The 24,725-nt window shown below is 67.4% G+C and carries 22 protein-coding genes and 1 riboswitch; of the genes, 10 read left to right on the top strand and 12 right to left on the bottom strand.

Annotation, left to right across the window (positions count from 1 at the left end; all coding sequences use genetic code 11):
* Window positions 1–186 precede the first annotated feature (186 nt).
* Window positions 187–1,299, bottom strand: a complete 1,113-nt coding sequence (locus ACN469_RS10555) for a hypothetical protein (protein ID WP_498766734.1) — start codon at window positions 1,297–1,299, stop codon at window positions 187–189.
* A gap of 143 nt (window positions 1,300–1,442) precedes the next feature.
* Here ACN469_RS10555 and ACN469_RS10560 point away from each other — a divergent pair, with 143 nt between their 5' ends.
* From ACN469_RS10560 to ACN469_RS10585, 6 genes are all read left to right on the top strand, one after another.
* Window positions 1,443–2,213 (top strand): hypothetical protein, encoded by a 771-nt coding sequence (locus ACN469_RS10560; RefSeq protein WP_498766877.1) that lies wholly within the window; start codon window positions 1,443–1,445, stop codon window positions 2,211–2,213.
* Window positions 2,214–2,232: 19 nt separating this feature from the next.
* A complete protein-coding gene (locus tag ACN469_RS10565; protein ID WP_498766736.1) occupies window positions 2,233–3,498 on the top strand; it encodes a PKD domain-containing protein in 1,266 nt (421 codons plus the stop codon).
* 352 nt (window positions 3,499–3,850) lie between these two features.
* A complete protein-coding gene (locus ACN469_RS10570) occupies window positions 3,851–4,690 on the top strand; it encodes a hypothetical protein (protein WP_498766738.1) in 840 nt (279 codons plus the stop codon).
* 29 nt (window positions 4,691–4,719) lie between these two features.
* Complete coding sequence (locus ACN469_RS10575) at window positions 4,720–5,166, top strand: lipocalin-like domain-containing protein (protein ID WP_498766740.1); 447 nt, start codon at window positions 4,720–4,722, stop codon at window positions 5,164–5,166.
* Window positions 5,167–5,324: 158 nt separating this feature from the next.
* Window positions 5,325–5,606, top strand: coding sequence for a hypothetical protein (locus tag ACN469_RS10580; RefSeq protein ID WP_498766742.1), 282 nt, complete (start codon window positions 5,325–5,327; stop codon window positions 5,604–5,606).
* 352 nt (window positions 5,607–5,958) lie between these two features.
* Window positions 5,959–7,272, top strand: a complete 1,314-nt coding sequence (locus ACN469_RS10585; RefSeq protein WP_498766744.1) for a M91 family zinc metallopeptidase — start codon at window positions 5,959–5,961, stop codon at window positions 7,270–7,272.
* 89 nt (window positions 7,273–7,361) lie between these two features.
* Here the strand turns inward: ACN469_RS10585 and ACN469_RS10590 are convergent, their stop codons facing one another.
* The 3 genes from ACN469_RS10590 to ACN469_RS10600 form a co-directional block, all read right to left on the bottom strand.
* Window positions 7,362–8,297 (bottom strand): helix-turn-helix transcriptional regulator, encoded by a 936-nt coding sequence (locus ACN469_RS10590; protein WP_498766746.1) that lies wholly within the window; start codon window positions 8,295–8,297, stop codon window positions 7,362–7,364.
* A 16-nt stretch (window positions 8,298–8,313) separates the two neighbouring features.
* Window positions 8,314–9,258, bottom strand: a complete 945-nt coding sequence (locus tag ACN469_RS10595) for a type 1 glutamine amidotransferase domain-containing protein (RefSeq protein WP_498766748.1) — start codon at window positions 9,256–9,258, stop codon at window positions 8,314–8,316.
* An 85-nt stretch (window positions 9,259–9,343) separates the two neighbouring features.
* Window positions 9,344–10,708, bottom strand: coding sequence for a hypothetical protein (locus tag ACN469_RS10600; protein WP_498766750.1), 1,365 nt, complete (start codon window positions 10,706–10,708; stop codon window positions 9,344–9,346).
* A 351-nt stretch (window positions 10,709–11,059) separates the two neighbouring features.
* Here ACN469_RS10600 and ACN469_RS10605 point away from each other — a divergent pair, with 351 nt between their 5' ends.
* Complete coding sequence (locus ACN469_RS10605) at window positions 11,060–12,676, top strand: M57 family metalloprotease (RefSeq protein WP_498766752.1); 1,617 nt, start codon at window positions 11,060–11,062, stop codon at window positions 12,674–12,676.
* Between the two features lie 61 nt (window positions 12,677–12,737).
* Here the strand turns inward: ACN469_RS10605 and ACN469_RS10610 are convergent, their stop codons facing one another.
* The 4 genes from ACN469_RS10610 to ahcY form a co-directional block, all read right to left on the bottom strand.
* Entirely contained in the window at window positions 12,738–13,061 is a 324-nt protein-coding gene (locus ACN469_RS10610; RefSeq protein ID WP_498766754.1) for a hypothetical protein, read from the bottom strand.
* A gap of 85 nt (window positions 13,062–13,146) precedes the next feature.
* Window positions 13,147–14,355: an extracellular solute-binding protein gene (locus ACN469_RS10615; RefSeq protein WP_498766756.1), complete on the bottom strand. Its 1,209-nt coding sequence runs from the start codon at window positions 14,353–14,355 to the stop codon at window positions 13,147–13,149.
* Window positions 14,356–14,389: 34 nt separating this feature from the next.
* Window positions 14,390–16,678: a patatin-like phospholipase family protein gene (locus ACN469_RS10620; RefSeq protein WP_498766758.1), complete on the bottom strand. Its 2,289-nt coding sequence runs from the start codon at window positions 16,676–16,678 to the stop codon at window positions 14,390–14,392.
* A gap of 99 nt (window positions 16,679–16,777) precedes the next feature.
* Window positions 16,778–18,208 carry an adenosylhomocysteinase gene (gene ahcY, locus ACN469_RS10625; protein WP_498766760.1) on the bottom strand — a complete coding sequence of 477 codons (1,431 nt, stop codon included), beginning with the start codon at window positions 18,206–18,208 and terminating at the stop codon, window positions 16,778–16,780.
* 86 nt (window positions 18,209–18,294) lie between these two features.
* Window positions 18,295–18,364, bottom strand: a riboswitch (S-adenosyl-L-homocysteine riboswitch).
* Window positions 18,365–18,594: 230 nt separating this feature from the next.
* Here ahcY and ACN469_RS10630 point away from each other — a divergent pair.
* Window positions 18,595–19,134: a hypothetical protein gene (locus tag ACN469_RS10630; RefSeq protein ID WP_498766762.1), complete on the top strand. Its 540-nt coding sequence runs from the start codon at window positions 18,595–18,597 to the stop codon at window positions 19,132–19,134.
* A 120-nt stretch (window positions 19,135–19,254) separates the two neighbouring features.
* Here the strand turns inward: ACN469_RS10630 and ACN469_RS10635 are convergent, their stop codons facing one another.
* The 3 genes from ACN469_RS10635 to ACN469_RS10645 form a co-directional block, all read right to left on the bottom strand.
* Entirely contained in the window at window positions 19,255–20,013 is a 759-nt protein-coding gene (locus ACN469_RS10635; RefSeq protein ID WP_498766764.1) for a DUF5953 family protein, read from the bottom strand.
* A complete protein-coding gene (locus ACN469_RS10640) occupies window positions 20,010–20,915 on the bottom strand; it encodes a DUF6310 domain-containing protein (RefSeq protein WP_498766766.1) in 906 nt (301 codons plus the stop codon). Before ACN469_RS10640 ends, ACN469_RS10635 begins: the two co-directional genes overlap by 4 nt.
* A gap of 166 nt (window positions 20,916–21,081) precedes the next feature.
* Window positions 21,082–22,428 carry a hypothetical protein gene (locus ACN469_RS10645; protein ID WP_498766768.1) on the bottom strand — a complete coding sequence of 449 codons (1,347 nt, stop codon included), beginning with the start codon at window positions 22,426–22,428 and terminating at the stop codon, window positions 21,082–21,084.
* Between the two features lie 178 nt (window positions 22,429–22,606).
* Between ACN469_RS10645 and ACN469_RS10650 the strand changes: the two genes are divergently transcribed.
* A complete protein-coding gene (locus ACN469_RS10650; protein WP_498766770.1) occupies window positions 22,607–22,891 on the top strand; it encodes a hypothetical protein in 285 nt (94 codons plus the stop codon).
* Between the two features lie 65 nt (window positions 22,892–22,956).
* Here ACN469_RS10650 and ACN469_RS10655 read toward each other — a convergent pair whose 3' ends face one another.
* Window positions 22,957–23,652: a type 1 glutamine amidotransferase domain-containing protein gene (locus tag ACN469_RS10655; protein ID WP_498766772.1), complete on the bottom strand. Its 696-nt coding sequence runs from the start codon at window positions 23,650–23,652 to the stop codon at window positions 22,957–22,959.
* Between the two features lie 104 nt (window positions 23,653–23,756).
* On the opposite strand from ACN469_RS10655, the gene ACN469_RS10660 reads away from it, so the two are divergent.
* Complete coding sequence (locus ACN469_RS10660; protein WP_498766774.1) at window positions 23,757–24,725, top strand: LysR family transcriptional regulator; 969 nt, start codon at window positions 23,757–23,759, stop codon at window positions 24,723–24,725.

Genomic DNA, 24,725 nt, shown 5'->3' on the forward strand with positions numbered 1-24,725 from the left:
CCACGGCGGCAATGGATGGCAGGGATGAAATCTTCATGGTGAGGTGGACCTCTCGTTGTGTGTATGGACTTGCGGCAAGATGCCATTGGGCAGCCTTCGTGTCCATGGCAACTGCCAGTCCTGGAGACCTGGCAGGCCCGTCACTGTCGCATCTCGCTTGCTCTCTTGCTGCCCGGTTGGAAGACGCTAGGGGATACGGGCGTCGAGCCACGTCAGGTGCGCGTCGATGGTCTCCGATACGACCTGTGCCTGCTCGGATGCGCTGGGCTCGGTGTACGGGTTGCCAATCTCCTTGTGCTTCCACTTCACCCACGTCTGCTTGTACCAACCCCAGTCGAGGTTGCTTCCCGTGGACGGCGGCGTGGCGCCGGCGTACCCCGAGAAGGCGCGGATGCCCGTGGCCGGGGCGACCTCCTGGCCTCCCACCACGTGGAAGAGGTGGAGCCGGTCACGACGGGGGAACTGGGCGTTCAGGTTCGTGGCCCACGCGCCATAGAACGTGCCCCAGGGCCGCACGGGGTTGTTGATCTTGGTGTCGAAGGTCCCCAACTCGTCCTGGCTGTTGCGACACACGCCGTCGAACGACGACACATAGATGTCGATGCCGTCGAGCGCCGTGTTCGTGCGAAGCGCCTGGGCCACGAGCATCACCAGACAGCCGCCGCGCGAGCTGCCCGCCAGATAGATGGAGCGCGTCTCCGGACGGACCTGGGCCTGCAGCCAGCCCGCGAACCCGTTGACGATTCGCTGCTTGGTGTCGCTGCCGTCCAGGTGGTCGAAGTTGCTGTCGTTGACCAGGGCGAGATAGGTCTTCCCGCGAGGAAACCAGCCCAGGGTGTCCAGCTTCATCGCCAGCGAGCGGCCGTCCAGCCCCACATTGGGACAGGAGACGCTGTCGCAGGTCGAGTCCCAGTTGGAGGACTGTCCCGTGACGCCGCTGGAGTGGCCGCTGCTCGAAATCTTCTGGCCCGCCGACATGACGACGAGGGCCTCGCGCACCGCGGGTGCATCCGCCTCCGCGATGCGGATGTTGTGGAGCGTGCTGTCAGAGGCGCCCGCCGCGCGGAACTGCTCGAAGCCGGCCGCCGCCTGATAGGCGCCCGAGGCGTTCTTGTAGACGACGCGCCGCGACACCACCGTCCTGCTGGCGCCGCTGGGGTAGGCCAGTGCCTGGGGCTGCGCCTCCAGCGTGTCGCCGGCCTCCAGCGGACCGCCACAGCCCGCGAGGGTGCCTCCGAACAGCAGGGCCAGATTCATCCATGAAAAGACGCGGCGAGAAGTACCTGCGGTGAGAACCATGTGTTGCTCTGCCTCCTGGAAGTGTATGAAGTTGAGTCTTTCATGGATTTCGAGGTGGGCAGAGAATGCGTCGAGGCCATCTGAGTGCGCGTCGAGGTTCAGGTCGACCCGGTGTTCGTGCGGCGCACTGCGTCGCCGCGTTGGTGGCGCTGTTGCTCACCCTCGTATACGTAGAGGCGCGCGCGGATGGGTTGTCCGTCATTCCCTACGGTGACAATTGCTGGGGCACGGGGACGGACGCGGACCGGGATGGCCTGAGCGACGACTGTGAGCACCAGGTCGCGCGCTGGTTCATGCCGCTGTTCTGGTTTGACACCGGAGAGAGTGGCTACGAGCGCCGTCCCTACTATGCGGTGAAGAGCGAGGGGTTCGCGCCGCGGACGCTGCGAATCTTCTACCTGGACACCTTCTTCGACGACACCGGCGTCACCACCGGCCACGACGGCGACCCCGAGTTCCAGATTCTCGAGGTCCATTACTCCGGTGGACGCTGGTACCTCGACTGGGTCTACCTGTCGGCGCACCGCAAGAGCGTGTGTGAGTCGTCGGCCTGGTACTCGTACGAGCAGCTGGAATACGACACGCGTGACTCGCGCAATGCCTACCGGGGCTGGCCCGTGCTGTATGTCGCCGAGGACAAGCACGCGACGTACAACAACCTCTCCACCTGTGACAGCGGCTGCTTCGCCCAGGATTACTGCAGCCGCCATGTGGCCCAGTACCTGGATACGGCGTCCACGCCGCTGGTGTCACGCAACGTGGGGTCCACGGCGGTGCAGCTCATCAACTCGGTGGTGCTGAACGGCAAGACGGAGCGGTTGCTCGACGACGTCGACTTCAAGGGCTGGGACGACCAGTGGTACCGGACCAACTCGAAGGGGTATCGCCGGCACCTCGACGACTTCGGCTTCTGACGCCGTCGCGAGCCTTCGTATGTCGCTCGAATCCCCTCGAGTCCGCTTCCGGGGGCGCGTGGCCGTCGCCACGGGCGCCGTCGTGCTGTTGCTGGCCCTGGCGGTGGTGCTCCTCGCGCGTGACGGTGTGGGAGAGGGTGTCCGGCGCCCGGAGACCGTGAGGCCGGAGGTCTCGGTCGTGCCGGTGGTGACACCGCGGGCTGCCTCGGCTCGTGTGGGCCGCGAGGCTTCCGTGCTCGTTCCCTCCCAGGTCTCGGGAGAGGCCCTGTCGGCGGCGCTGAACGAGGAGCGGGTGGTGCTTGCCTCCAGCACCGTCATCGAGCGCATCGAGGTGGATCGGCCCTGGACCTGTGCGGGCGGGCAGGTCTCCCTGACGGGGAGGGTGGGGGGCGCGCTGGAGTCGGGTGTCCTCTACCGCTGGGTGTGGCCCGGGCGGGATGCTGCGGCCGAGCTGCATCCGGGGGCTCGACTCCAGTGGCACGCGCCGGCTGAGCCGGGTACCTATTTCGTGCGCTTCCAGGTGTGCAAGGACCTGGGTGGACGGCGTGTGGGCATCCTGGCCGAGGCGCTGCATCGAATCGAGGTCCGTGACTGTGATGACGGCGCGGCCCGCGAGGAGGGCAGGCTGAAGGTCGAAGTCATCCAGCGCGCCAACGGCGCCTTCCTCTTGCGTGCTGTCTCTCCGGAGTCCGAGGCGCTGACCGGATATGCCTGGGACTTTGGTGACGGACGGACCGCCTCCACCTCCGGGCCCGAGGTGGAGCATGCCTATGACACTCGGGCGTTGGAGTCGCTGGACGTCCGGACCTTCACGGTGCGGCTCACGACGAGTCGCCGTGCGGGTGCCGCGCTGAGCGCCACCGCCTTCGTGGGTGTGCGGGGTCAGCCACCTTCCGACGCGCCGCTGCCGGCGACGCTCACGCTGTCACGCACGCGCGCGGACTCGGACGTGTGGCGAAGCGAGGTGTCTGTCGCGGTCCCGGAGCAAGGCTTCGTCACCTGGGAGCGCGTGGAGCGAATGACTCTTCACTGGGATGACCAGGTGGAGTCCATGACGCGTGAGTGGCGCCAGGTCATCACCGTGGAGGAGGAGGCTGGCCGGGGTGGCTTCCGGGGCTTTGTCACGGTGCGCCCGTCCGAGCTGTCGGAGACCGTGAAGCAAGTAGTGGATGTCCTCCATGGGCGCGACGAGGCCGGCGCTGAGGTCTCCGTGTCATGGGCCTCCTTCAAGCGGGAGGCGCCGCCCGTGAGGCCCGCCGCCGAGGCTCGGCTTCCGCTCAAGTAGCCGGCCAGTCTTCGCTCCCAGCGTCGGGTTCGTGACGGGCCAAGGCGTCGTCTCCCCCTGGTCAGTCGGCACTCGGCTGCGCTTGTCACGCCCCCACCCCGCACTGGCGAGAGGTGGCGCCTCCCAGGGGCAGATGTCTGTCGTTGCGGGCGAAGGCGTGGCACATCTGCTCGCCCGCAGACTGCGGGCGTCAGAAGCAACGACGCCTGGCTGCGCTATCTCCAGGCGGTCAATCACTGGCAAGATGAGCGTCGGTGCGGCGCCAGCCATTCGACCTGGGTCCAGTTGCCTCGAAACAGGCCCGCTGGACATGTTGCGCCTGACGAAGTGACGACTGGAAAGGATGATTTCGATGGCGAACCTAATCGACCTCATTGGAGAGTCCGCGCCGTATGTCAATGCCTACGACTTGAACGTCGTCGATGGCGTGCTGCACGGTCGGTTCAAGCCGGAGCAGCAGCGATACTCCGAGACGACGTTGCTGAACTGCTCGGAGGCGCTTCGCTTCTCGGCGCTCCACGCGGTCCTGACCTGCGCCGCGGCGAACCCCGTTCAGGCCAAGCGCTACTACCTCGCCGCCAAGGCAGATCTCCAGGTGTTCCCGGTCAAGGCGACCCGGACGAAATCCTTTCGCTGCGAGGGACGAGTGACCAGCATCGAAGAGAAACAGCAGCTCCCCTACTTCAAGGCGACCGCGACGTGCTTCACGGAGGAGGGCGAGCGCTACGCGGTCATGCATGGGGAGTGCATCACCCTCACGGAGGAGAAGTTCGTGGCCATCAAGGGGGCGGATGAGGCACCCGCGAAGGCGTGGACTCCCGGTCAGCCCAATCCCCACCAGAACCCGGTGCGACCGATGAAGCTGGACTGGGTGAAGCCCGGTGAGGTGCTGAAGGCCCAGTTGGATGGGTTGACCCGCGAGGACTTCGCCGGCCACTTCGACGTGCGGGCGATATGTCCCTTGACCATCCTGGTGGGGAATGCGGTGTCCCTGGTGAGCCACTTCCCTGGCTTCGACGTCTATCGCATCAATAGATGTATGTCTTCTTGCAAGGACGTGCCTTTCCCGGGGGAGTCGGTGCGGTTGACCTGTGCCGCCGAAGCGGCTGGCCAGTTCAAGATCACCGTGGAGAATGCTCAAGGGAAGTTCCTGGCCGCCATTCAGGTCGACGCGACGCCTGACTCGCGTTGATTTCGACCCTACCCAGAGGAGATGAATCAATGCTCAAGGATAGACTCATCGGTACCTGGCAGCTCGTATCCATGGTGAGCCTCCTGCCTGATGGCAGCAAGGTCCATCCCTTCGGAGAGCAGCTCCTGGGGATGTTGATGTATGACGGCCAGGGAAACATGTCCGTGCAGCTCATGCGGGGGGACCGCGCCCCCTTCCAGTCCGCGGATCCCATGCGGAGCCAGGGCGAGGAAGCGAAGGCCGCGCTGGACGGGGCCGCCGTGTACTTCGGGACCTACGAGGTCGACGAGAAGACGGACGTGGTCTCTCACCACGTCCAGGGCAGCCTCTTTCCGAACTGGATTGGGACCGTGCAGCGACGCAAGGCCGTCCTGGATGGCCAGCAGCTCTTCCTGCGCACCGACCCCCTCACGCTGGGGGGCAGCCATTCCGTATTCGTCCTGGAGTGGCGCAGGCTGACGCCCTCGTCCACCTGACTCCCGTCGCGGCGAGGCCTCCAGGTCCTCTTCCCCTGGAGGCTTCGTCGTCGCGTGAGCCTGGATATGTTTCACCCGAAGAAAACAAGACTGGCTCGAAATGCAGTTGCTCCTGTGATAGATGTGCTCGGCGATACCTTCACTGATGGGAGTCGAGCATGTTCAAGCAGCCCGTGAAGCTGGCCTGTGTCGTCGCGCTGGTCCTGAGTGGTTGTGGTGGTGCCCCCGAGGCGCAGTCCGTGGAGGAGGCGGAGGTCATCGAGTCGACCGAGCAGGCGCTCATCTGGGCTTGTGACGGCACGCGCGCCTTCAACCGCTACTGGTACGTGAACAACGTCGAGGTCGGCCGCGAGTACTGCGACTGCCCCGATATCCTCAACAAGTTCGGCGAGCAGCGGGGCCGCTACACCCAGCAGCACATCGCCTACTGCGCCCCTTGAGCGTCGCGTACGTGAGGAGCACACCACCTGGACTGGCAGTCACTCCGTGGTGGCTCGGCTCGCGGCTGAGCACGCTCCTTCCGCTTTGTCTGGCCCTGCTCGGGTGTCACGCCGAGCAGGAGCCTTTCACGCCACCACTCGAAGACGCCTGGGGATGAGGGCGCATCGAGGGACAGCTGCGCGGTGAATGCTCGCATCCTCGAGGCGGCCCTCGTGAAGCAGTGAGCCGTGCCCCCGCGGAGGCATGACGCACCCTGTCGTTGGTGGGCCCGCTGCTCCTGAAGTGCGCGGGTGTAACCGTCTTCGGGCTCGGGTCGTAGGAGGGGTCTCCCTGTCCCTGAGGAACACCTCCATGTCCGGTACCAAGGTCGCCGCGAAGGTCCTCGCGAAGCCGTTCTTGTCCCCGCCGAAGGTCGAGTTGGCGAAGCCGAAGCCCGTCCTCCCTCAGGCCGCGAAGCCGGCGAGCGCCTTCGCGCGGGACTCCTTTGATGCGGCCCAGCGGAAGTCCGGACCGGACTTGACGGGAGCGGCTCGCGCCAGGCCGAGCGCGACGCCGCCGACAGTCAGCGAGGACAAGTCCGGGCGGACGGTGGTGAACCTGGGCGCGGGTGACGACACGGCGACTGTCTCCCAGGGACCCAAGGGTGGGCTGACCATCACCAGCGGGGGCACCACCCTCCAGCTCACGGCGGAGCAGGCCGAGAATGTGGTCATCAAGGGCGGCGACGGGAACGACCAGATTACCGTGGACGCCAACGTGAAGACGGGCGTGGCCATCGATGGAGGAAAGGGAGATGACTATCTCCAGGGTGGCTCGGGTGATGACTCCATCCGGGGCGGTGATGGCCGGGACGTGGTGTATGGCCTGGGCGGCAACGACGCGGTGAGCGGCGGGGCGGGGCGGGACTACCTCGATGGTGGCCGTGGCGACGACAGCCTCAAGGGCGACTCCGGCAATGACCAGGTGATTGGCGGCCGGGGCAACGACAAGCTGGCCGGCGGCTCCGGGAGCGATGTGCTCGCGGGAGGGGCCGGCAAGGATGCCATTGACGGCGGCTCCGGGCGCGACGAGGTCTATTCACAGAAGGACGACACCGTGGCGCGCTCGAAGCAGGACACCGTCACCACGGTGGACCTGAGCAAGGACGTGGGCACGTCGGTGACGGTGAAGGGGGATGCGAACTTCCAGGCGCGCGTGCAGTCGGACCTGGAGGCGCTGGAGTCGCTCCCGGTGGGACGGGAGCTGCTCTCGGGGCTGGATGCCAGCGGCAGGTCGACGACCATCCGGGAGACCTCGGGTGGAGACTCGGCCTCTCCGACCAACGACGACGACTCGTGGTTGCGGCCCGACGGGACGCCGGGGCCGGGCTCGGACGCGAACATCAACTACAACCCCACGGATACGGAGTACTACGAAGGAGACAAGCCCTGGCAGGTGCGTCCCCCCGTCACCACGCTCTTTCACGAGCTGGTGCATGGCTACAACTACGCCACGGGGACGCGCGCACCGGGAGAGACGGACGGCGTGAAGAACCGTGAGCTGGCCGCGACGGGGCTGCCCTATGACCACGACGGCAACGCCAGCACGCCGGACATCCGGCCCTCGCATCCCACCGAGAACAAGCTCCGGGAGCAGCTCGGGTTGACGCCCCGCCCGGAGTACTGACGGGCGCTTGGGCGTTGGAGCCCCAGGCCCACACCTGTCCTCCAGCGGCCAATGTCAGTGTGTGCCATTGGCCCCCATCAAGGGGCCGCTCAAACGCGGCCTTTGGCGCCAGCGGAGCGCATCAGCTCTCGCAGCGCCGAGGGAGGGATGTCGTTGTACTTGCGAAAGGTCCTGGAGAAGTGTGCCTGGTCGGAGAAGCCCGTGCAGAACGCGACGTCCGTGAGCGTCAAGCTCGCATCGCCCAGCAGCCCGTGCGCGGCGTCGACCCGCGAGCGCTGCAGGGTCTCCGAGAAGGTCGTCCCTTCCTCGTGCAAGGCGCGTTGAAGGGTGCGGCGGGACAAGGCGAGCCCCTGTGCGCTCTCCTCGAGCGTCCAGGGGTGGAGCAGGTCTCCGCTCATGAGCCGCTGGAGTCGGTCGCGGACCGGTCCCGGCGCTTCCTGCACGGGCGCTTCGCTCACGGGGGGAGGAGCCTGTCGCGCGGGCTTCCACGAGAAGGTGGCCACGTCGGTGACCGGGGGCAGCTTCCGGGGGCCGAGCCTGGAAGTCCCACCGTGGATGACGACGTCCGCGCCGGAGGGGCACGCGAGCGACACCGTCAGGCCCGTGAAGCCCGCGGTCTCCAGGATGGCGACGAGGACGCCCCAGATGAACAGGTCGTTGACGACGCGAATCCTCCCGCCGTCGATGGCCACGTGGCGCAGCGTCATCCGGGCACGCGCCAGGTCATGTTCGACGAGTCGTGTCCGGTGCCGGGAGTGCATGAAGCGCTCGAGCGTGCTCCACCGCTCCACCGTGTGCCGGGGCGTCTGCCCCGCGCAGAGCGCGCGCAGCACGGGATGCGATGACAAGGCCCTGAGCGACCGGCCCAGCTCCAGCACCGGGCGCCACCCATGGGCATCCATCACGTCCTGGAGGATGGCGACCTTGTCGCGACCCTCCGTGGGAATCCCCGGGTAGTCCCGCGCGACGACGGCCTTCAGCACGGCGCTCAGCGCCGCGCTCGTCATGACGCCCTGGTCCTCCATGGTCAGCGGGTCCTCCTCAAGGAGCGACGTCCGGAGACGCGCTGGCTTCCAGCTCGCACCGCCCCGCGTTGCGCCAGTCCGCGAGCGCGGCGAGGAAGAGCGCGTTGAAGTCAGCGCCGGAAAAGGGGTTCTGGCTCGTCACCAGGTTGCAGTCTCTCACGGCGCGCGAGCGGCCCGGGAAGGCCGTCTCATGCTCATAGCCCGCCTCGTCGAGCTGGTCTCCGATGCCTCGCACCTGTGCACGCGCGCCCATGACGAACGTCTCGATGTACCACTCCTCGAAGCCGGACACGGAGGTGACGCGCCGCCCCGCGAAGGGGCTCTGCTTCGCGGACAGTCGTGCCAGGAGGGCAGGGGCATGGCACACGAGCCCCACGGGACGGGCGGTGGCCCCGAAGTCGACGAGCAGGCCGTGCAGCTCCGCGTCGTCGAGCAGGTCCACCATGACGCCCTGGCCTCCGGGGATGAGGAGGGCTTGGAACGTCTCCGCGCGCGTGCGGACCTCGGCCAGGGGAAGCGGCGCCTGGAGCTGGGGGAGCTGCGCCACCAAGGCCTGCGCTTCGGCGAGCGCCTCGGGGCGCTCCTTCCAGTACGACGGCTTCAGGCCCTCCGGGTCGAACGCGGGCCTCTGTCCCCCCGGCGTCGCGAGCACCACCTCATAGCCCGCGTCGACGAGCGCGCGATAAGGCTCGTAGAACTCATTCAGGAAGACGCCCGTCGAGCGGGTGCTGCCATCCGCGAGCTTCTGCTCGGATGCGGCGGAGAGGACCATCAGCACCGTGCCAGGTGCCTGGACCTCCGTGGGTGGGAGAGGGGCGGAGGGGAAGACAAGGCGACGGGTGGGTGTCGTCGCACAGCCACATGCGCCGGCGAAGCAGGCGAGCGCGAGTGAGACGAACCACCACGTCAGCGTCCGCCCGACGCGGAAGGCGGTGGGCGAGGGTGAACCGGGCGCATCCATGCAAGTCCTCCTGGTGACAGCTTCATCACCAGGGTAGGCGCGCGAGCCTGAGCGGGCTTGAACGAATGCGCCAATCCGCGCGGGGTCAGCCGGGGAAGGACTTGAAGTAGTTCGCCATGATGGCCGGATGGTCTGAGTAGAACCTCCCATCCAGCGTGCGCGACAGCGACACCGTGTCTTCGCCTCTCAGGTTCATCGCTTCGGTTTCGACCTGGTCGGTGTTGGCAATCAGCCCACCCATGTAGTTGTTCTTCGCGTTGGTGTTGGAATGGGACAGCGTGTAGACGGGCTTGACGGTGTTGTCGGCGTGCAGCTGGAACGAGAAGCGGCTCGGGAAGAACCCCCCGTTCAGCTCGAACGAGTCCATGTTCAGGTCACCCAGCAGCGCGTCGACCTCATTGTCCACCGCGAACTGGCCCACTTCCTCGAGCGCCTCCTTCTTCTTGGGGGCGGACGAGAAGCCCGTGTAGCCCGCGTCCAGGTGCACGCCCGCGACCTCGAAGCACACTTTGAACTCGGGAAGGATTTTCTGGACGCAGAGCCACTTCTCGTCGTGCTTGACGCCTTTGCGGACGAGGGTCCTCGCGTTGTAGACGACCTGGGTCATGAAGTTCTCGTCCATCAGCACGTAGGCCGCGATTTCGTTCTTCGCGTCGACCTGGGGGTCGAGCAGCTGGCGGATGCCGCCGATCTTCCGGTACTTGAGCTCCGCGCAGGGCTGAAGGACCGAGGGGAATGGGGCGCCCTTGAGCTCCTCCGAGAGGAAGATGACCTCGGGAACGAGCCGGCTCAACTGGGCATGCACGTCGATGGGTTTGGAGGCATGGAGCCGCTTCCACTCCACGGTGTTCGTGCAGGCCATGATGTGCTTGAGCACGATGTTGTTGTAGCCGGCGAGGATCTCCGCCTCCTCCATGGGCGTCGACTGTGCCTCGAAGGGCTGGTGGCTGGGATAGGGCTTGGTGTTGAAGGCCGAGAGGGCCTGGGCCGCCGCCAGGTTCGAGCGCGGTGCGAAGACGTTGTTGCCCTGGGGGACGAAGTCCGCCTCGAAGGTCCCTTGCTTCGCGTTGTTCCGGTAGAAGTTGTTCCCCGCGTCGAAGGGGATGAAGAGCGTCATGCATTGCATGCGCAGGATGCTGGGCGGGATGAACGGCGCCGTGTCGTCGACGACCGTGGGCTCTTCCAATTCCATCGCGGGCTCGAAGATTCCACCCGAGATGTCTGGCGACGACGGCTCGGACCGGGCGCGCCGGAGCTTGTGCCGGCCCTTCGTGACGCCGGTGAGCCGCGTGCTGGCTTGCAGGACCTTTCGCTTGTGTTGGTCCCGTGTGTTGCCCGTGTAGAGGAACTTGCCCGTCGCGGCGCGCTTCCCCGCGAGGAGCTTGGTGCACGCCCTGCAGACCTTCTTGCTCTCGAACTCGAAGGCGAAGGCGACCTGATGACACCTCATGCACTTGATGATCATGCTGGCTGGTGCTTTCCGGGGGAGGGGGAGTGACCGCGCCGGAACGGGAAGTCGAGGTCGCGACCGCGCGGACGAACACTGCACCCACCGTGCCGCACGCGGTCCCAGACGGGGCCACGGGGTAGGGGCTCCGAGGTGGTCCGTGTCCCGGCAGGCCGCGTTCGGCTCGGACGCGGCTGCGTCCGGGGGGCACGCGAGTGGAGGCGCTGGCAGCGAGGGCGGGAATATCGCGCGCCCCCTTCGTTCTCGCATCGCAGCCCCGTTGAAGCGCAACCACACCACATCACCGGCGCCGAGGCGCGTCCTCGACGCTCGGGGGGAGTTCACATGACGAGCATGACTCACACTCGACGTCACGGGTGGCGGACGACCACGCTGGCCGTGGCCTCGTTGGGCCTGATGTTGGGCGCCTGCGGACCGGAGGCGACCGGGACGGGCCCGGAGGACGACCTGGTCACCTCCGCGGAGCAGACCGAGGCGGCCTTCGAGGCCTGGCGCGCGAAGCAGGTCGTCACCACGCCCGACGGCCACTTCCTGGTCGAGGGCGACATGCGCATGCTCGACCTGGCGATGGTGCGCCAGTACTGGGAGAGCATCACCCAGAACCCCAACGCGCTCTCCGTGTTCCGCGTGGGAGGCGCTGACGCCGCGTGGAACCGGACGGACCGCTGGAACATCACCTACTGCATTCGGCCGAGCGACTTCGGCGCGGACTACAGCCGCGTCGTCGAGTTCATGCACCGCGCCGCGTCGGGCTGGGAGGCCGCCGCCAACGTGCGCTTCGTGCACGTCGTGTCGGAGGACTCGGCGAGCTGCAACCGGCTCAACAACAACGTGAAGTACAACGTCGAGCGCAACTTCACCTTCAGCGGCCTCCAGGCCGGCATGGGCTTCCCCACCTACTCCCGGCCGACGCGCTTCCTGGAGCTGGGCCCCACGTCGACGTGGACGGATGCGCAGTTCATCGCGGTGCTGACGCACGAGTTCGGCCACTCGCTGGGCTTCGTGCACGAGCACGACACCGCCGCGGGCTGCGGCATGGTGACCACCAGCAGCTACCGGCCGCTGACCTGCTACGACGGCCGCGGGGCGATGCACTACCCGTCCCAGCCCGGCTGGTTGGACCCGGCCCGCACGCTGAACTTCATCTCGCAGCGGGACGTGGAGGGCGCGCAGTCGCTGTATGAGGCGCCCACCAACGTGCTCAGCACGAGCAGCGGCACGGTGTACGCGCGCAAGCGCTCCACGGGCGACCTGTACCGGCGCGACGTCGCCGGGTGGACGCTGGTGGGCAACCCGGGCCAGGCCTTCGTCGCCGTGGGCAACACGCTCTACGGCCAGATTCCGGGGGGCGGCCAGCCTGTCCAGTTCACGGGCGCCGGCTGGGTGACCATCGGCAATAATCCCGCCGCGCAGATTTTCGCGTGCGCGGGGGCCCTCTGCGCCACCGACGCGGCCACGGGCAACGTGCTCCGCTACAACTCGGGGACGGGCGTGTGGACGACCATCGGCGGGCCGGGCTCGCGCTTCGGTTCGACGACGACGCAGGTGTTTGGCATCGACCCCTGGCAGGACGCGTACGTCGCGCGCTGGATCGCCGGGACGTCGTGGTCCGTGATTGGCGGAGGCGCCAGTGAGCTGGTGAGCGGTGGCACCAGCATGTACCGCGTGACGAACGTGAAGGACGCCATCGAGCGCTACGACGGTGGCACGACGTGGACCCCCATCGGTTTCTCGGGTCGGAGCTACGTCGCCGTCGGAGGTGATGTCTACGGGCTGCGTCCAGATGGCTCGTTCATCATGAAGTACGCGGGCACGGTGTGGAACTCCATTCACGGTTCGGCGACGCGCATCTTCAGCTCGAACGGCTACCTGCTCGCGACGAACCTCAACGACTCCATCGAGCGGTACAACCCGGCGACGAACACCTGGACGAACCTCGGCCAGCCCTGAGCGGCCGTGGGTGAGGGGCTGGGGGCTTCAGCGCCCCCGGCCTCTCTGTCAGCGGCTTCAATTACTTGAAGCAGAGGGTGGTGGATTCCACGACGTCCGTTCGTTGGATCCACTCGACTTCCCTGCACGTCTCACCGGGCCCGCAGGTGTCATCATCCTGGCAGCGGCGGTGACACTTCCGGTCGCCCTTCTCCTCCTGGCAATAGAGCTCTTCATTCGGAGCGGGGGGGCCACAGACCTGGCTGACGTAGCAGGCCTCGTCGGCACTCGCGCACTTGTCGGTGAACGAGCAGGCCGCGAGCGAGGAGTTCGGGTCCTCGGACTTGTCGTCTCCGCAGCCGGCGGAGGAGACGAGGCAGAGCAGGCTCAGCAAGAGCAGTCGCATGGGGGCTTCCAGGGAAAGGGTGGACGCTTCCCTAGGTATACGGTGGACGACGGTGAGGCTGGCTCATGTCCCCACCGTTCGTTCGTTACTGCAGGTCTTCAAGCAGCGCGGCCTGCATCGCCCGCCTGTTCTCGGGGAAGCCCTGGTTGGGATAGGGCCGGGCGCCGTTCAGGAGCGGCTCGAACCGCTGGTACATGGGGTCCGAGCGCGCGGGCTCCTGCTGGTAGAAGGCGCGGTTGGCCTGGAGCAGGTAGCGAGGCGACGTGCCCAGCGGCGCGTCCTCGCTGAAGGCGATGAGGCCGCGCACCTCGGGGTCGCTCATGAAGGTCGTGAAGGCCCGGGCATCCTCCGCGCACGCCCCGGTGCAGCTCGCGTTGAGCACCAGGGCATCCACGAAGACCGCGGGCGCGGAGCCCGTGCCGAGCGGCACCGAGATGACCTCTGGGAGCCGCTGGGTGGGCCGGGCCTGGCGGATGAAGAACAGGCGCTCGGTGTAGCCCATGAAGCCATTGGCCTGCTCCGTCGCGAAGGCCTCTTCGGCCACGGTGTTCCCGTCGTACGTGCCGTCCAGGCACGGGTTGACGTCCTGCTGGAGCGAGCAGCTGTCCACCACCGTCTTGAAGGACGCCACCGTCGGCGAGTCCAGCGGCAGGGTGATGGCGGTGGAGAGCGCCGTGCCCGGATGCGTGTCGGCCCAGGCATCCAGGTACGAGGAGGGCAACGTCCAGCTCCCGTCGAAGTTCACCGCGAGGGGCCGCTTGCCGGGCGCCACGTCACTGAGAATCCGCACCAGCGACGCCCCATCCGTGGCCGTCCGCAGCTGGGGGCTGTTCGAATAGACGACGTAGGTGCACAGGTAGGTGGGCACGCCATAGCTCGCACCGGAGATGCGCACGGCCTCCTCGGCGGCGGGGTGCGAGGCGCCTGCTTCCACCGGCACGGGCTGAATCCAGCCCTTCGACGCGAGGGAGCCGAGAATCAGCGTGTCCACCTCCACCACCTGGGCCGCCCCCGTGCCCTGGCCGAGGAGCTGGTTCAGCGTGCCGCCTTCGTCCAGGTCATAGAGGTCCAGGTTCGAGTCGAACACGATGTCCAGGTCGATGTCCGTGTGCGCCCGCTCGAAGTCTGCCTCGAGCCGCTGCTTGAGGCTCGCGAAGCCATCTCCCGCGGCGTCTGGAATGTAGGGGAAGAGGACCGCCTTCAGCGGACGCGGAGGCGTGGGTGTGGGGTCGGGTGATTCCGAGCAGGCGCTCAGGACGAGGACGACAGGGCAGAGCAGGGCTCTCCATTGCATGGCGTGGCTTCCTTTGGACGCGGCGAGAAAGTGATTAGAGCGCCAGCTCCACACCAAGGCCAGGCGCTACCGACCAGAGTGTCTTCCGGTTCTTCGAGCCCGGGTAGCACTCGCCGACGAGCTGGACGCGGAATCGCTCCAGGAAGGCCATGCCCGCAAGGGCCTGGACGACGGGGCGCGAGCAGGCCGTCACCCGACTGGCGCCGCGTCCCTCGCAGCCCTGCGTTCCATAGCCGTCATTGGCGCTGAGCATCCATCCGGCGCGCAGCCCGAAGCGGCTCTGCGCGAGGAAGGACTGGTCCGTGCGCGGCCGGTATTCGAGTCCACCCACGAGCGCGACGGAGAAGGACTCGCCGCCTCCCGAGGAGAACACCTCCTCGAGTCCCCGGAAGCCGACGGCGCTGGCGAAGCGCAGGCCCGTGGGGAGCTTGGAGGCGAAGGCGCCCAGGCTCAGGCCGACCTCGCTCTGCGTGGGCCCCATGGTGAAGTGCAGCACGGTGTCGGGAGGCGCGAACGCCACGCTGTCCGCCGCGAGCTTGCCCGCGAAGCCGACCACCTGCTTGTCGGAGCCGGGCTGCGCCGAGGTGAGCCGGTGGAGCGCGCGTCCAATGGACTCGCGGATGCGGACGATGGCGAGGTCACCGCGCCCCTGCTCCACGCCGAGGTCGCGAAACTGGAACCCATAGGCGCCGAGCAGTCGCATCGAGTAGTCCAGCTCCGGCTCCTCTTCGCCCTTCTTCCAGTCGGGCCAGCGGCTCGGGGAGAGGCCGGGGACCTTGGGCGGAGGCTGTCCCGCCATGGCGCGGTCGCAGTGCTTGTTGCGCCATTTGGCGCCCTCGGACGCTTCCTTCCTGGCGGTGCCGCACGCGAAGTAGAGCTGGTCCAGGGACACCTGGAGCAGCGCGCGGAAGTCCGACAGCGCGTCGCCCTGACAGGCCCGCGTCGCGTTCGAGGCTCCGTCGTAGACGGCGCGCATGCAGGTGAACGGGGCCCATCCGCCGGGCTCCTCCGTGGGCTCGCCGATGGGCTCGGCGAAGCGCGCGATTCCCTCCTCCACGTCCTCCAGCATCCTGCGGGCGTCGTACATGCCCAGGTAGAAGTCGAACGTGCGGAACTCGGTCTCGAAGAAGCCCAGGAACGCGAAGAGCGGGGCGCTCGCTGCGGGGAAGTGCCGACGCGGCAGGACGAGGTGGCGTGCGATGTTCGGCTCCTCTTCGAGCAGCAGCGACAGCTCCTTCGAGCGCGCCGTGTCCACGAGGGCGGCGATGAGCCCCGCCAGCTCCACCGGCAGCGACGTCTCATCCGACTGGGCTTCGGCGGGAGGCAGGAGGGGGTATTCGGTGGCGTCGGGGTCGACGAACGCGAAGGTGACGCCCTTGGGCGTGTCGCGCACCCCGGGCGTGGGGACGTCGCGCCAGTGCAGCTTGCCGTCGTCGGAGGCCTTCAGTCCGTCTCGTGCGAGCCCCACGGCCAGCCGCAGCGGAGCGTTGTCGAAGATGCCTCCGTCGATGAACCGGGATGTCTTTGCCTTCTCCTGGGGGCACACCGCGGGGGTGGCCTTGGTGCTCTTCGACTCGCAGGTGGGCAGCGAGTGGGGCGGGAAGGCCACGGGGAACGACATGGAGGCGAGGATGAGGTTGCGCAGGTGCTCGAAGGGGATTTCGCCCTGGTCATCCGTGACGAGCAGCGGCTCCATGCGACGGCTGCCGGGGGTCGTGTAGTTGGTGGCGCGCGGGGGCTTGCCGGGCCCTCGGCCCTGGATGCGGATGGCGAACTTCTCCTCGATGCGAGGCAGCGGCAGCCGGTCGTTCGCGGCCCAGAGGACCCGGGGCTCCACGCGCGTGGTGGAGACGCCGAGCACCACATCACACGAGGGGCTCAGGCCCTTCTTCCAGGCCTCTTCGATGCCGGCCGCGCCGTGCTCCAGCGCCTCGCGCGAGAAGATGCCCAGCGGGGACGTCGAGGACCGCAGGAAGAGGCGGTCGAAGCCGATGGGAATCCAGGTGCGCCAGAACAGGGACTGCTCGGGGGAGGGCGCTTGGGCGCCACAGGCGGCCATCACCGCGAGCAGCGAGTTCAGGCTGCCGGCGGAGGCGCCCGTGAGCAGGCGGAGGTCCACCTGCGGGTTCCCCCGCGACGAGGCGAGCGCGTAGTACAGGAAGCCCGCTTCGTACACGCCCAGGGACACGCCTCCGCTCACGGTGAGGGAGACCGCCGAAATCGGCGGGGCATCCGGGTCCATCGGCTGGGACTTCGCCGGTGAGGTGCAGAGGAGCAGCGCGCACGCGAGGGCGAGCGGGGTTGAAGTGGCGACGGAACCCATGGCCGCGGACCGTAGACCCGCGCTGGCCGGGGTGCACCATCATCCTTCCTCGGCTGGAGCGCGAACCCTCCCTGCGTTCGCGCCCCAGCAGTGGCCTGCCTAGTAGCGGTAGGTGTCCTGCTTGTACGGGCCGCTCTTCTCCACGCCGATGTACGAGGCCTGGTCAGGAGTCAGCTCGGTGAGCTGCGCGTTGAGCTTCTTGAGCTGGAGCCGGGCGACCTTCTCGTCCAGGTGCTTGGGCAGCACGTACACCTTGCCCACCTGGTACTTGTCGCTGTGCGAGTAGAGCTCAATCTGCGCGATGGTCTGGTTCGCGAACGAGCTGGACATCACGTAGCTGGGGTGACCGGTGCCGCAGCCCAGGTTCACCAACCGGCCCTTGGCGAGCAGGATGATGCGCTTGTTGTCCGGGAAGATGACGTGGTCCACCTGCGGCTTGATCTCCTCCCACTGGTACTTCTCCAGGGAGGCGACCTCGATTTCGTTGTCGAAGTGGCCGATGTTGCAGACGATGGCCTGGTCCTTCATCTTCGCCATGTGGTCATGGGTGATGACGCTCTTGTTGCCCGTGGCGGTGACGAAGATGTCGGCCTTGTCCGCGGCGTAGTCCATGGTGACGACGCGGTAGCCTTCCATCGCGGCCTGGAGCGCGCAGATGGGGTCGATTTCGGTGACCCACACCTGGGCGGACAGCGCGCGCAGCGCCTGCGCGGAGCCCTTGCCCACGTCTCCGTAGCCGGCGACGACCGCGATCTTTCCGGCGATCATCACGTCCGTGGCGCGCTTGATGCCGTCCACCAGGGACTCGCGGCAGCCGTACAGGTTGTCGAACTTGCTCTTCGTCACGCTGTCGTTGACGTTGATGGCGCGGAACAGGAGGGTGCCCTTCACGGACATCTCCTGGAGGCGGTGCACGCCCGTCGTCGTCTCCTCGGTGACGCCGAGAATCTTGGCCGCCTTGCGCGTGTACCAGGTCGCGTCCTGGGCCAGCTTCGCCTTGATGGAGGCGTACAGCTCGCGCTCCTCCTCGCTCTGGGGCGAGGAGAGCAGGCTCGCGTCCTTCTCCGCGCGCTTGCCCAGGTGCATCAGCAGCGTCGCGTCACCACCGTCGTCCAGAATCATGTTCGGACCTTCGTGGTCGCTGCCCGCGGGCCCGAACTCGAAGATGCGGTGGGTGAAGTCCCAGTACTCCTTCAGCGACTCGCCCTTGTGGGCGAACACGGGGGTGCCCGCGGCGACCAGCGCGGCGGCGGCGTGGTCCTGCGTGGAGAAGATGTTGCACGACGCCCAGCGCACTTCGGCGCCCAGGGCCTGCAGCGTCTCCACGAGCACCGCCGTCTGGATGGTCATGTGCAGCGAGCCCGTGACGCGCGCGCCCTTGAGCGGCTGCGTCTTGGCGTACTCCTCGCGGATGGCCATGAGGGCGGGCATCTCGCTCTCGGCGATCCGGATTTCCTTGCGGCCCCACGTGGCGAGCGACAGGTCGGCGACGGCGTGGTCCTGCTTCTGGGTCTGGGGAACAGCGGTCATGGCATGGCTCCTGCTGATGGTTGCGGCGCGAGCTGGCGAGGAACTCCCGAGCCGCAGAAAGCGGACCCACCCTCGCAAGCAACGCGTCCAGGTGAGTGCCGTTGGGTACCGCGCTTCGAGCCTGGGGCCTGGGGCCTCGCAACACTCCTCGAAGTCACGGGCGAAACTACGAGAAGCCGCCGCGAATTTCAAAGGGAGATTGCCGCCCTGGAGGGCAGGCCAGCGGCCAGGAGGAGGCATGCGGGCCGGGTGGGGTGTCGGGTGGACAGCGCTAGCAGCGGGTGAAGGACGCGTGGACCCACCCCGAAAGCGGGAGTGGGGATCTGGACAGGGTCGCCAACAGGGGGGCAGCATCGCCGCCTTCCAACAACCCCCGAGGGTTCGCAATGTCGTCGAAAAGCGCTGGAGCATCTCTGAAGGCCATCAACGAGAACATCCGGGCGGCCTATGCCCGTCGCGATCGCTGGGCGGGCCTCGCTCCCCAGGTCTTCGAGACCCTCAAGGGGCTGATTGAGAAGGCGAACCAGGATGCCGGAGCGAAGTCCGAGGGCAGCCTGACCCTCGTCGTCGAGCAGGTCCCCCACTGGGATGACTCGCGGGCGTACGAGGTCCGGTTCCTGGGCCACGACATCGGCCTGGTCAAGGGCAACGGCGCTCCCGCCGGGCCGGTGCATGCCCATGGCTCGTCGCTGAAGATCGCCCCGTTGGTGAGCGGCCTGGTGGGTGTGAGCTACACGCCGAGCTTCCTCACCGTGGGCGAGGAGCACTACGGCGACGTCAAGCCGGAGCTGGCGCTGCTGGGGGTCTTCGAGCCGGACGAAGTGGCGAGCCCCAAGCTGCTCGCGGAGCTGCTCGACACCACCGCGTCGCACGCCGCCGTGGACCACTGGGCGAGCGGTGGCACGGTGCGCGCGTCGGGCAACTGATTCGCGTCATCCCGGGCCAGGCCGCGGCGGTTCGCGTGTGCCTGGCCCAGGGCCGCTCAGGTCCCTACGGCTGGGTCTGGAGTGGCTGCTGTGCCTTCTCGAACCGCCCCGCGGCCGCACTCAACGCGAAGTCAGGCGCCCGCCAATCCGCGAATAGCGCTCGTAGGTCCGTTTGAGTGCGTCGAGGTGGGCGGGATTGTCGAGGTCGAGCGGCGCATCGGTGAGCTGCACGACCCACCCGCCCGACGGCGTGCGCCGCGCCCGCGTGAGCAGCTCGGCGTCGCGAGCAGGATCCGGGAACCCGATGGCCTGCGCGGCAGCGGCAGACCAATAGTTCAGCCACCCGAGGAACCAGGGAAGCTCAGGCGCGGGGAGCTTTTCTGGCAGGTTGATCATGGGAAGCCCACGGGGTGAACACTCGGGTCCATGAGGCGATCGGCGAAACTGCTGCGCGACTTCCGAGCCGTAACCATACGGCGACGCATGCCCCCAGAAAGCGCGCGCCCCCTCCGCCACGCCCTCAATCAAAGCCGCCGCTGCCGCGATTACGGGCTCGTCCAAGGGCAGCTCTGCATGCACTTCAGACAGAGACTGACCGCCTGGGCTCAGGAGTCCAGGTCTGCCCCTCCCGTTGACCGTCACGGGGTAGCGCTCGTCCCCGTTGCACAGAAGAGGGAATCTCCCGTCCTGTGTTCTTTCCGGGAGCCACGCATCGTGCTGCGGCAATGCGATGGGGTGCCCCCCTTTGCCTACTTCCCACCCCAGCAGCAGGCCGGGGAGCGCCTTTTCCATTCCACGGACGACAGCGAGCGAGCGGTCGTCCGTGCCGACGAGCGCAGGCGCGTAGACGATGAGGGTGAGGGCCTTGGGCCTGGTCATCGTTTGCACCCCGTGACGACGACATTCAGTGAGAAATCCGCTTCGATCAGCGCGTCTTTGTGCGCTTGGGTGCTGACCCCAATGACGAAGTCATATCCACATGCCGCCGCGGCAGTTCGCTCCCTTTGTATTTGCTCCAACTCTTTCTCGATCTCCCGCCTCCGGATAAAGTCGGGATATGTGTCAAATCGATGGGTTTTGATCTCCCACAGCACCCGCACGCCGACTTGCAGAGCATCGAAGCGCTCACCATCCACGAATACGTCCATGCGGGGATAACGGTTGGGCGGAACTTTATCGGCGCACTCGTTATGTGCGGCATCTCCGCCCGCGTGACGCACCGGGATGGGCTCGCACGACGGACGGCGCGGCTTGGTTTCTGGCGGTGGGGGAAAGGTGTCTCTGATGCGCGACCCTTGCGGCTCAGGCGCTGGGGTCGCTAACGGTTCCTTGTCCGGTTGCGTTTGAGTCTTGGGCTTCGCGCGCTCGCGGGAGGTGTTCCGTTGATAAACTTCAATTCCCTCTTGGATCGCGGCTGCCACCACCACCGCACCAACAACAATCACTGCACCGACGACGAACCCTGGTGCTACAAAGATGCAGAGCCCTACGCCCACGACAGCCGCACCCGCATTTGCGACAGCGCATCTTCCTGTGACATCGCGAAACTGGACCCTGTCGTGTTCGAGCGCGTGAAAGCATCGCTCCGCCAGGACAGGCCATTCGTTGGAGGCTTCCCGCACCACGCAACGCCCGTCATCCGTCCAGGGGTACTGCGCCGCCCGCTGAAGGTTGGCGAATCTCGGATTCGGAGCCTCCAACTCTTCGATGCTCGGCGCCGTCGTCGCGCAGGCCGAGAGCAGCAGCAGGAGCAGGAGTGCGCTGGAAGTTCGGGAACCCATTGCCACGTCCTTTCAATCAAGCGAAGTGCTGTGGGTCAAGGCCGCAGGGGTCTCCGCTAGAGTGTACCAGCCTGCCTTGAGCTTGCTCCGGCTCCGTTGACACCCTGGGACCCCTTCATCACATCTCGGGAGCGTCATGGAGCTGGGGCAGACTCACATGGGCCCCTTAAGGAACCGTGATGGGGTATTGCTTCACCAGCGCGTTCCAGACGGGTTCGGAGAGTCCCCAGGGACCGAAGACCAACTGCTTCAGGTTCGGGAAGCGGTCGCGATGGCGCGTGAGCGTGACGGCGCCCTCGTCCGTCAGCACGAGTCCCGTCAGGTCGAGCACCTGGAGCGACGGGCAGTGCTTCATGCGGACCAGCTCGCGGCACAGGACATCGCCGAACGCGCAGTTGCGCAGCTCGAGCTGACGCAAGGAGGGCAGCCCCTCCGCCTCGAAGAGCGGCGCCAGGTCTTCGGGGGTCCACGCGATGTACCACTCGTACTGAAAATCGATGTGCAGTCGTTCGAGCTGGGGGAGGCGTGCCTCCCGCAGGAACTGGAGTCCGCTGCCCTTGGGCACGGGCGCGGGCTTCCACTGTGACAGGTCCGAGGGGCCGCAGGGGATGAGCCCCAACCAGTGAAGGGAGAGCTCACGCAGCTCGGGATGCTCGACGTGCTCGGCCTGAAGCTCCGTCATCGGGAGCACCAGGGTCTGGAGCTTTGGATACAGGGCCAGGAGCCGTGAGAGCGACGGCAGCTGGACCCAGCGGATCCACTCCTTCCCACTGGGGCTGGAGAACTCCAGGGTCCACTCGCGCAGCGAAGGTCGAGGCCCCGCGCGCTCCAAGGTCTGGAGGAGTCCTTCCAGGGGATTCGCCCCACGGCTGATGTGCTTGATGCCGAGCGTCTCGAGCATCGCCGCCTCGGGAGACGCGAGCGCGATGCTCAGCAGCTCCATCCCCGCGTCGGGGCGGGCGAAGTCGACGAGGGCCAACGAAAGCCCGAGCGTCCTCGTGCCCCGTCGTCGAAGCTCGAGTTCATCGTCGTGGATGACCTCCCAATATTGATTCCGGTCAATCGTGAGGCGCTCCAGCGATGGCGCGAGGCCCGCGTGACGAATCTCCTCGAGGAGGTGGGGGAGTTCCTCTTCGGAGCCTCCAAGGTCCACGCGCAGACTCAGCGCGCGGACGGGCTCGTGACGGGTGAGCCGTGAGTAGACGCCACGGGCGCGGCTGGCGTCCACCGTGACGCGGTCCACGAAGCCCCGCGCGAACACGGCATCACCTGGGATGAGACCAAGCTCCGCGAGCCACGTCGCCTCATGCTCGGCGAGCAACGAGGCCTCACGCGCCCGAAGCGCCTGCGTCCGCGCGGAGGAGTCCTTCCCCGCCTCGGCGAGCGCGCACTGCACCTGGATGAACTCACCTCGTGGGTCGCCCCGCTCATGCAGCGCCTGCGCGAGTCGCAGGCGAAAGGTGTCCGTCGCATCGGAGGCGAGCGCCGCCAGGTCGTCTGGTGAGTGCGTCACGGACGGGACTCTACGGTGCCGCGAAGGCCCCGCCCACCGCCGTGTGCTGGCCGTCCATTTCGTCTCACCGAGGCGCGCGTGGGGCGTCCGTCTCCGGCCACGACGTGTCATCGAATATGTCGGTGCTTCCGTCGCTGACGGCTTGGTCTGCTCCCTTCAACAACGGCGGGAGGCCTGGATGAACGGTTGTCTCAAGATGGGTGTCGTGGTGGGTGCCATGCTGCTGGCCGCGTGCGGTGGCGAGGCCGTTGTCGACGAGCAGGAGCGGTCCGTGGACGCAGTTGAGCAGGCCAGCATTCCGGCGAGCTGTAACGGCATCAACCTCACGAAAATCACCTGTTTCAGCGACGCGACGAAGACGGTGGAAGTGGGTCGTCGTGACTGCCTTTGCAACGGCACCGCCATCGTCGGAGGCCGGACGTCGCCCTACCGGACGACCATGTCGTTCGCCTGCTTCAACTGAGCTGATGCGAGTGAGCCCGCCGGCTCCGTCTCGCCGGTGGGCTCGTGCCGCGCTGTCGTCGGGGACTACTTCTTCTCCTTCAGGGCGCGGAGCACCTCGCTCGCCGTCTCCGCGGATGACGCCGGGTTCTGTCCGGTGACGAGCCGTCCGTCGCGCACCGCGAAGCTCTGCCACAACGGGCCGGACTCGTAGCGCGCGCCCAGCTCGCGCAGCCGCGTCTCCAGCGGGAAGGGGACGATGGCGTCGAACTTCGCCGCCTTCTCCTCCGCGTTGCTGAAGGCCGCCACGCGCTTGCCGTTCACCAGCGGCTTTCCATCCGGCCCCTTCACACCCACCAGCGCCGCGGGGCCATGGCAGACCGCCGCGATGACGGCGCCCCTCGCGTAGCCCGTGGAGAGCAGCTTGTGCAGCGGGGCGTGCTTCGCCAGGTCCCACATCACGCCGTGCCCGCCCACCACGAAGTAGGCGTCGTAGGTATCCTTCACCTCCGCGAGCGTGAGCGTGTGCGCCAGCTTCTTCGTCGCCTGGGCGTCGGCCAGGAAGCTCCGCGTGGCGTCCGTGGACTCCTTTTCGCTGCGCGGGTCCACCGGGGCCGCGCCTCCCTGGGGCGAGGCGATGTCCACCTGGGCGCCGGCCTGCGAGAACCGCGCGTAGGGCGCGGCGAGCTCCTCGAGCCAGAAGCCCGTCCGCTCTCCGGTATCTCCGAATTGCGAATGGCTGGTGACAATCAACAGGACCTTCACTGCGGTCAGGGCTTCCATGGCGGACTCCTCCAGGCCCCCGGATGAGGTGGGCCGATGATGTGAAGGAGTACTCCCGCGTCCATCCCCAGAAAACCGAGAGGGTCTTCGCATAAAGTGAAGCCATGCTTGGCAATCGCGAAGCCCTGTGGACGCTGTGGGAAGTGAGCCGCGCCGGGACTCACGCCGCCGCCGCCGCCCGGCTGGGCATCACCGCCTCCGCGGTGGGGCAGCAGCTCAAGGCGCTGGAGCGACAGGTGGGGGTGGCCCTGTTCGAGCGGGTGGGGCGCCGGGCTCGACTCACACCCGCTGGAGCGGCGCTCGTCGCGTGTCTGGGAGAGCACCTGCCCGCCCTGGACGCCGCCTTGGAGGACGCGTCCGAGGCGCAGCGCACCGTGCGCGGTGAGGTGTCGCTCGGTGGGCCGTGGCCCTTCTTCCGGCACTGGCTGCGCCCACGTCTGCCGGGCCTCCTGGCGCGGCACCCGGAGCTTCGGCTGGAGGTTCGCTTCGACGTCCCGAGCCGCATCGCCCGCCGGCTGCTGGACGGTGAGCTGGACCTGGGCATCGTCGGGCTCCTGCCGGAGGCCCCAGGACTGGAGGTCCGGCAGGTGGCGCAAGAGCGCTTCGTCGCGGTGGCCTCGCCCTCATATCTGAAGCGATGGGGGACGCCTCGGAGCGCCCGGGATTTCGGAGCCCATCGCTTCATCGCGTTCGATGCGGACCTGGCGATGCTCGGTCCCTGGTGGCGGACCACGCTGGGCCCGAAGGAGCCGCTGCCCGCGCAGGTGGTGTGCCGCATCGCCAACCTGGATGAGATGCTGGCGCTGGCGGAGGCCGGCGTGGGCGTGACGGTGCTGCCCGACTATCTGGTGGACCCCGCGGTGCGAGAGGGCCGCGTCGTGGCGCTCACTCCGGAGGTGGGGCGGCGCTCGCCACGGCGTCCCTGGGGCACGCTCTGGGTCGCCTGGCGCCGCGCCGCTGCTCCCACGGCCCGCTTCCTCGCGGTGCGTGACTGGCTTCTGGACGGACAGGGGACGGCAAGCAGGATGCCTGCTGCCCCCAGCCCTGGGCCCGGCTCAGGGGCTCAGCGGTGA

The sequence above is a fragment of the Corallococcus terminator genome (genome assembly GCF_049194865.1).
In the GTDB taxonomy this organism is placed as follows: Bacteria; Myxococcota; Myxococcia; order Myxococcales; family Myxococcaceae; genus Myxococcus; species Myxococcus terminator_A.

Excerpts from the sequence above, each read along its gene's own strand:
- ACN469_RS10555 (WP_498766734.1), bottom strand. The coding sequence starts at position 1,299 with ATGGTTCTCACCGCAGGTACTTCTCGCCGCGTCTTTTCATGGATGAAT.
- ACN469_RS10565 (WP_498766736.1), top strand. The coding sequence starts at position 2,233 with ATGTCGCTCGAATCCCCTCGAGTCCGCTTCCGGGGGCGCGTGGCCGTC.
- ACN469_RS10570 (WP_498766738.1), top strand. The coding sequence starts at position 3,851 with ATGGCGAACCTAATCGACCTCATTGGAGAGTCCGCGCCGTATGTCAAT.
- ACN469_RS10575 (WP_498766740.1), top strand. The coding sequence starts at position 4,720 with ATGCTCAAGGATAGACTCATCGGTACCTGGCAGCTCGTATCCATGGTG.
- ACN469_RS10580 (WP_498766742.1), top strand. The coding sequence starts at position 5,325 with ATGTTCAAGCAGCCCGTGAAGCTGGCCTGTGTCGTCGCGCTGGTCCTG.
- ACN469_RS10585 (WP_498766744.1), top strand. The coding sequence starts at position 5,959 with ATGTCCGGTACCAAGGTCGCCGCGAAGGTCCTCGCGAAGCCGTTCTTG.
- ACN469_RS10590 (WP_498766746.1), bottom strand. The coding sequence starts at position 8,297 with ATGGAGGACCAGGGCGTCATGACGAGCGCGGCGCTGAGCGCCGTGCTG.
- ACN469_RS10595 (WP_498766748.1), bottom strand. The coding sequence starts at position 9,258 with ATGGATGCGCCCGGTTCACCCTCGCCCACCGCCTTCCGCGTCGGGCGG.
- ACN469_RS10600 (WP_498766750.1), bottom strand. The coding sequence starts at position 10,708 with ATGAGGTGTCATCAGGTCGCCTTCGCCTTCGAGTTCGAGAGCAAGAAG.
- ACN469_RS10605 (WP_498766752.1), top strand. The coding sequence starts at position 11,060 with ATGACTCACACTCGACGTCACGGGTGGCGGACGACCACGCTGGCCGTG.
- ACN469_RS10610 (WP_498766754.1), bottom strand. The coding sequence starts at position 13,061 with ATGCGACTGCTCTTGCTGAGCCTGCTCTGCCTCGTCTCCTCCGCCGGC.
- ACN469_RS10615 (WP_498766756.1), bottom strand. The coding sequence starts at position 14,355 with ATGCAATGGAGAGCCCTGCTCTGCCCTGTCGTCCTCGTCCTGAGCGCC.
- ACN469_RS10620 (WP_498766758.1), bottom strand. The coding sequence starts at position 16,678 with ATGGGTTCCGTCGCCACTTCAACCCCGCTCGCCCTCGCGTGCGCGCTG.
- ahcY (WP_498766760.1), bottom strand. The coding sequence starts at position 18,208 with ATGACCGCTGTTCCCCAGACCCAGAAGCAGGACCACGCCGTCGCCGAC.
- ACN469_RS10630 (WP_498766762.1), top strand. The coding sequence starts at position 18,595 with ATGTCGTCGAAAAGCGCTGGAGCATCTCTGAAGGCCATCAACGAGAAC.
- ACN469_RS10635 (WP_498766764.1), bottom strand. The coding sequence starts at position 20,013 with ATGACCAGGCCCAAGGCCCTCACCCTCATCGTCTACGCGCCTGCGCTC.
- ACN469_RS10640 (WP_498766766.1), bottom strand. The coding sequence starts at position 20,915 with ATGGGTTCCCGAACTTCCAGCGCACTCCTGCTCCTGCTGCTGCTCTCG.
- ACN469_RS10650 (WP_498766770.1), top strand. The coding sequence starts at position 22,607 with ATGAACGGTTGTCTCAAGATGGGTGTCGTGGTGGGTGCCATGCTGCTG.
- ACN469_RS10655 (WP_498766772.1), bottom strand. The coding sequence starts at position 23,652 with ATGGAAGCCCTGACCGCAGTGAAGGTCCTGTTGATTGTCACCAGCCAT.
- ACN469_RS10660 (WP_498766774.1), top strand. The coding sequence starts at position 23,757 with ATGCTTGGCAATCGCGAAGCCCTGTGGACGCTGTGGGAAGTGAGCCGC.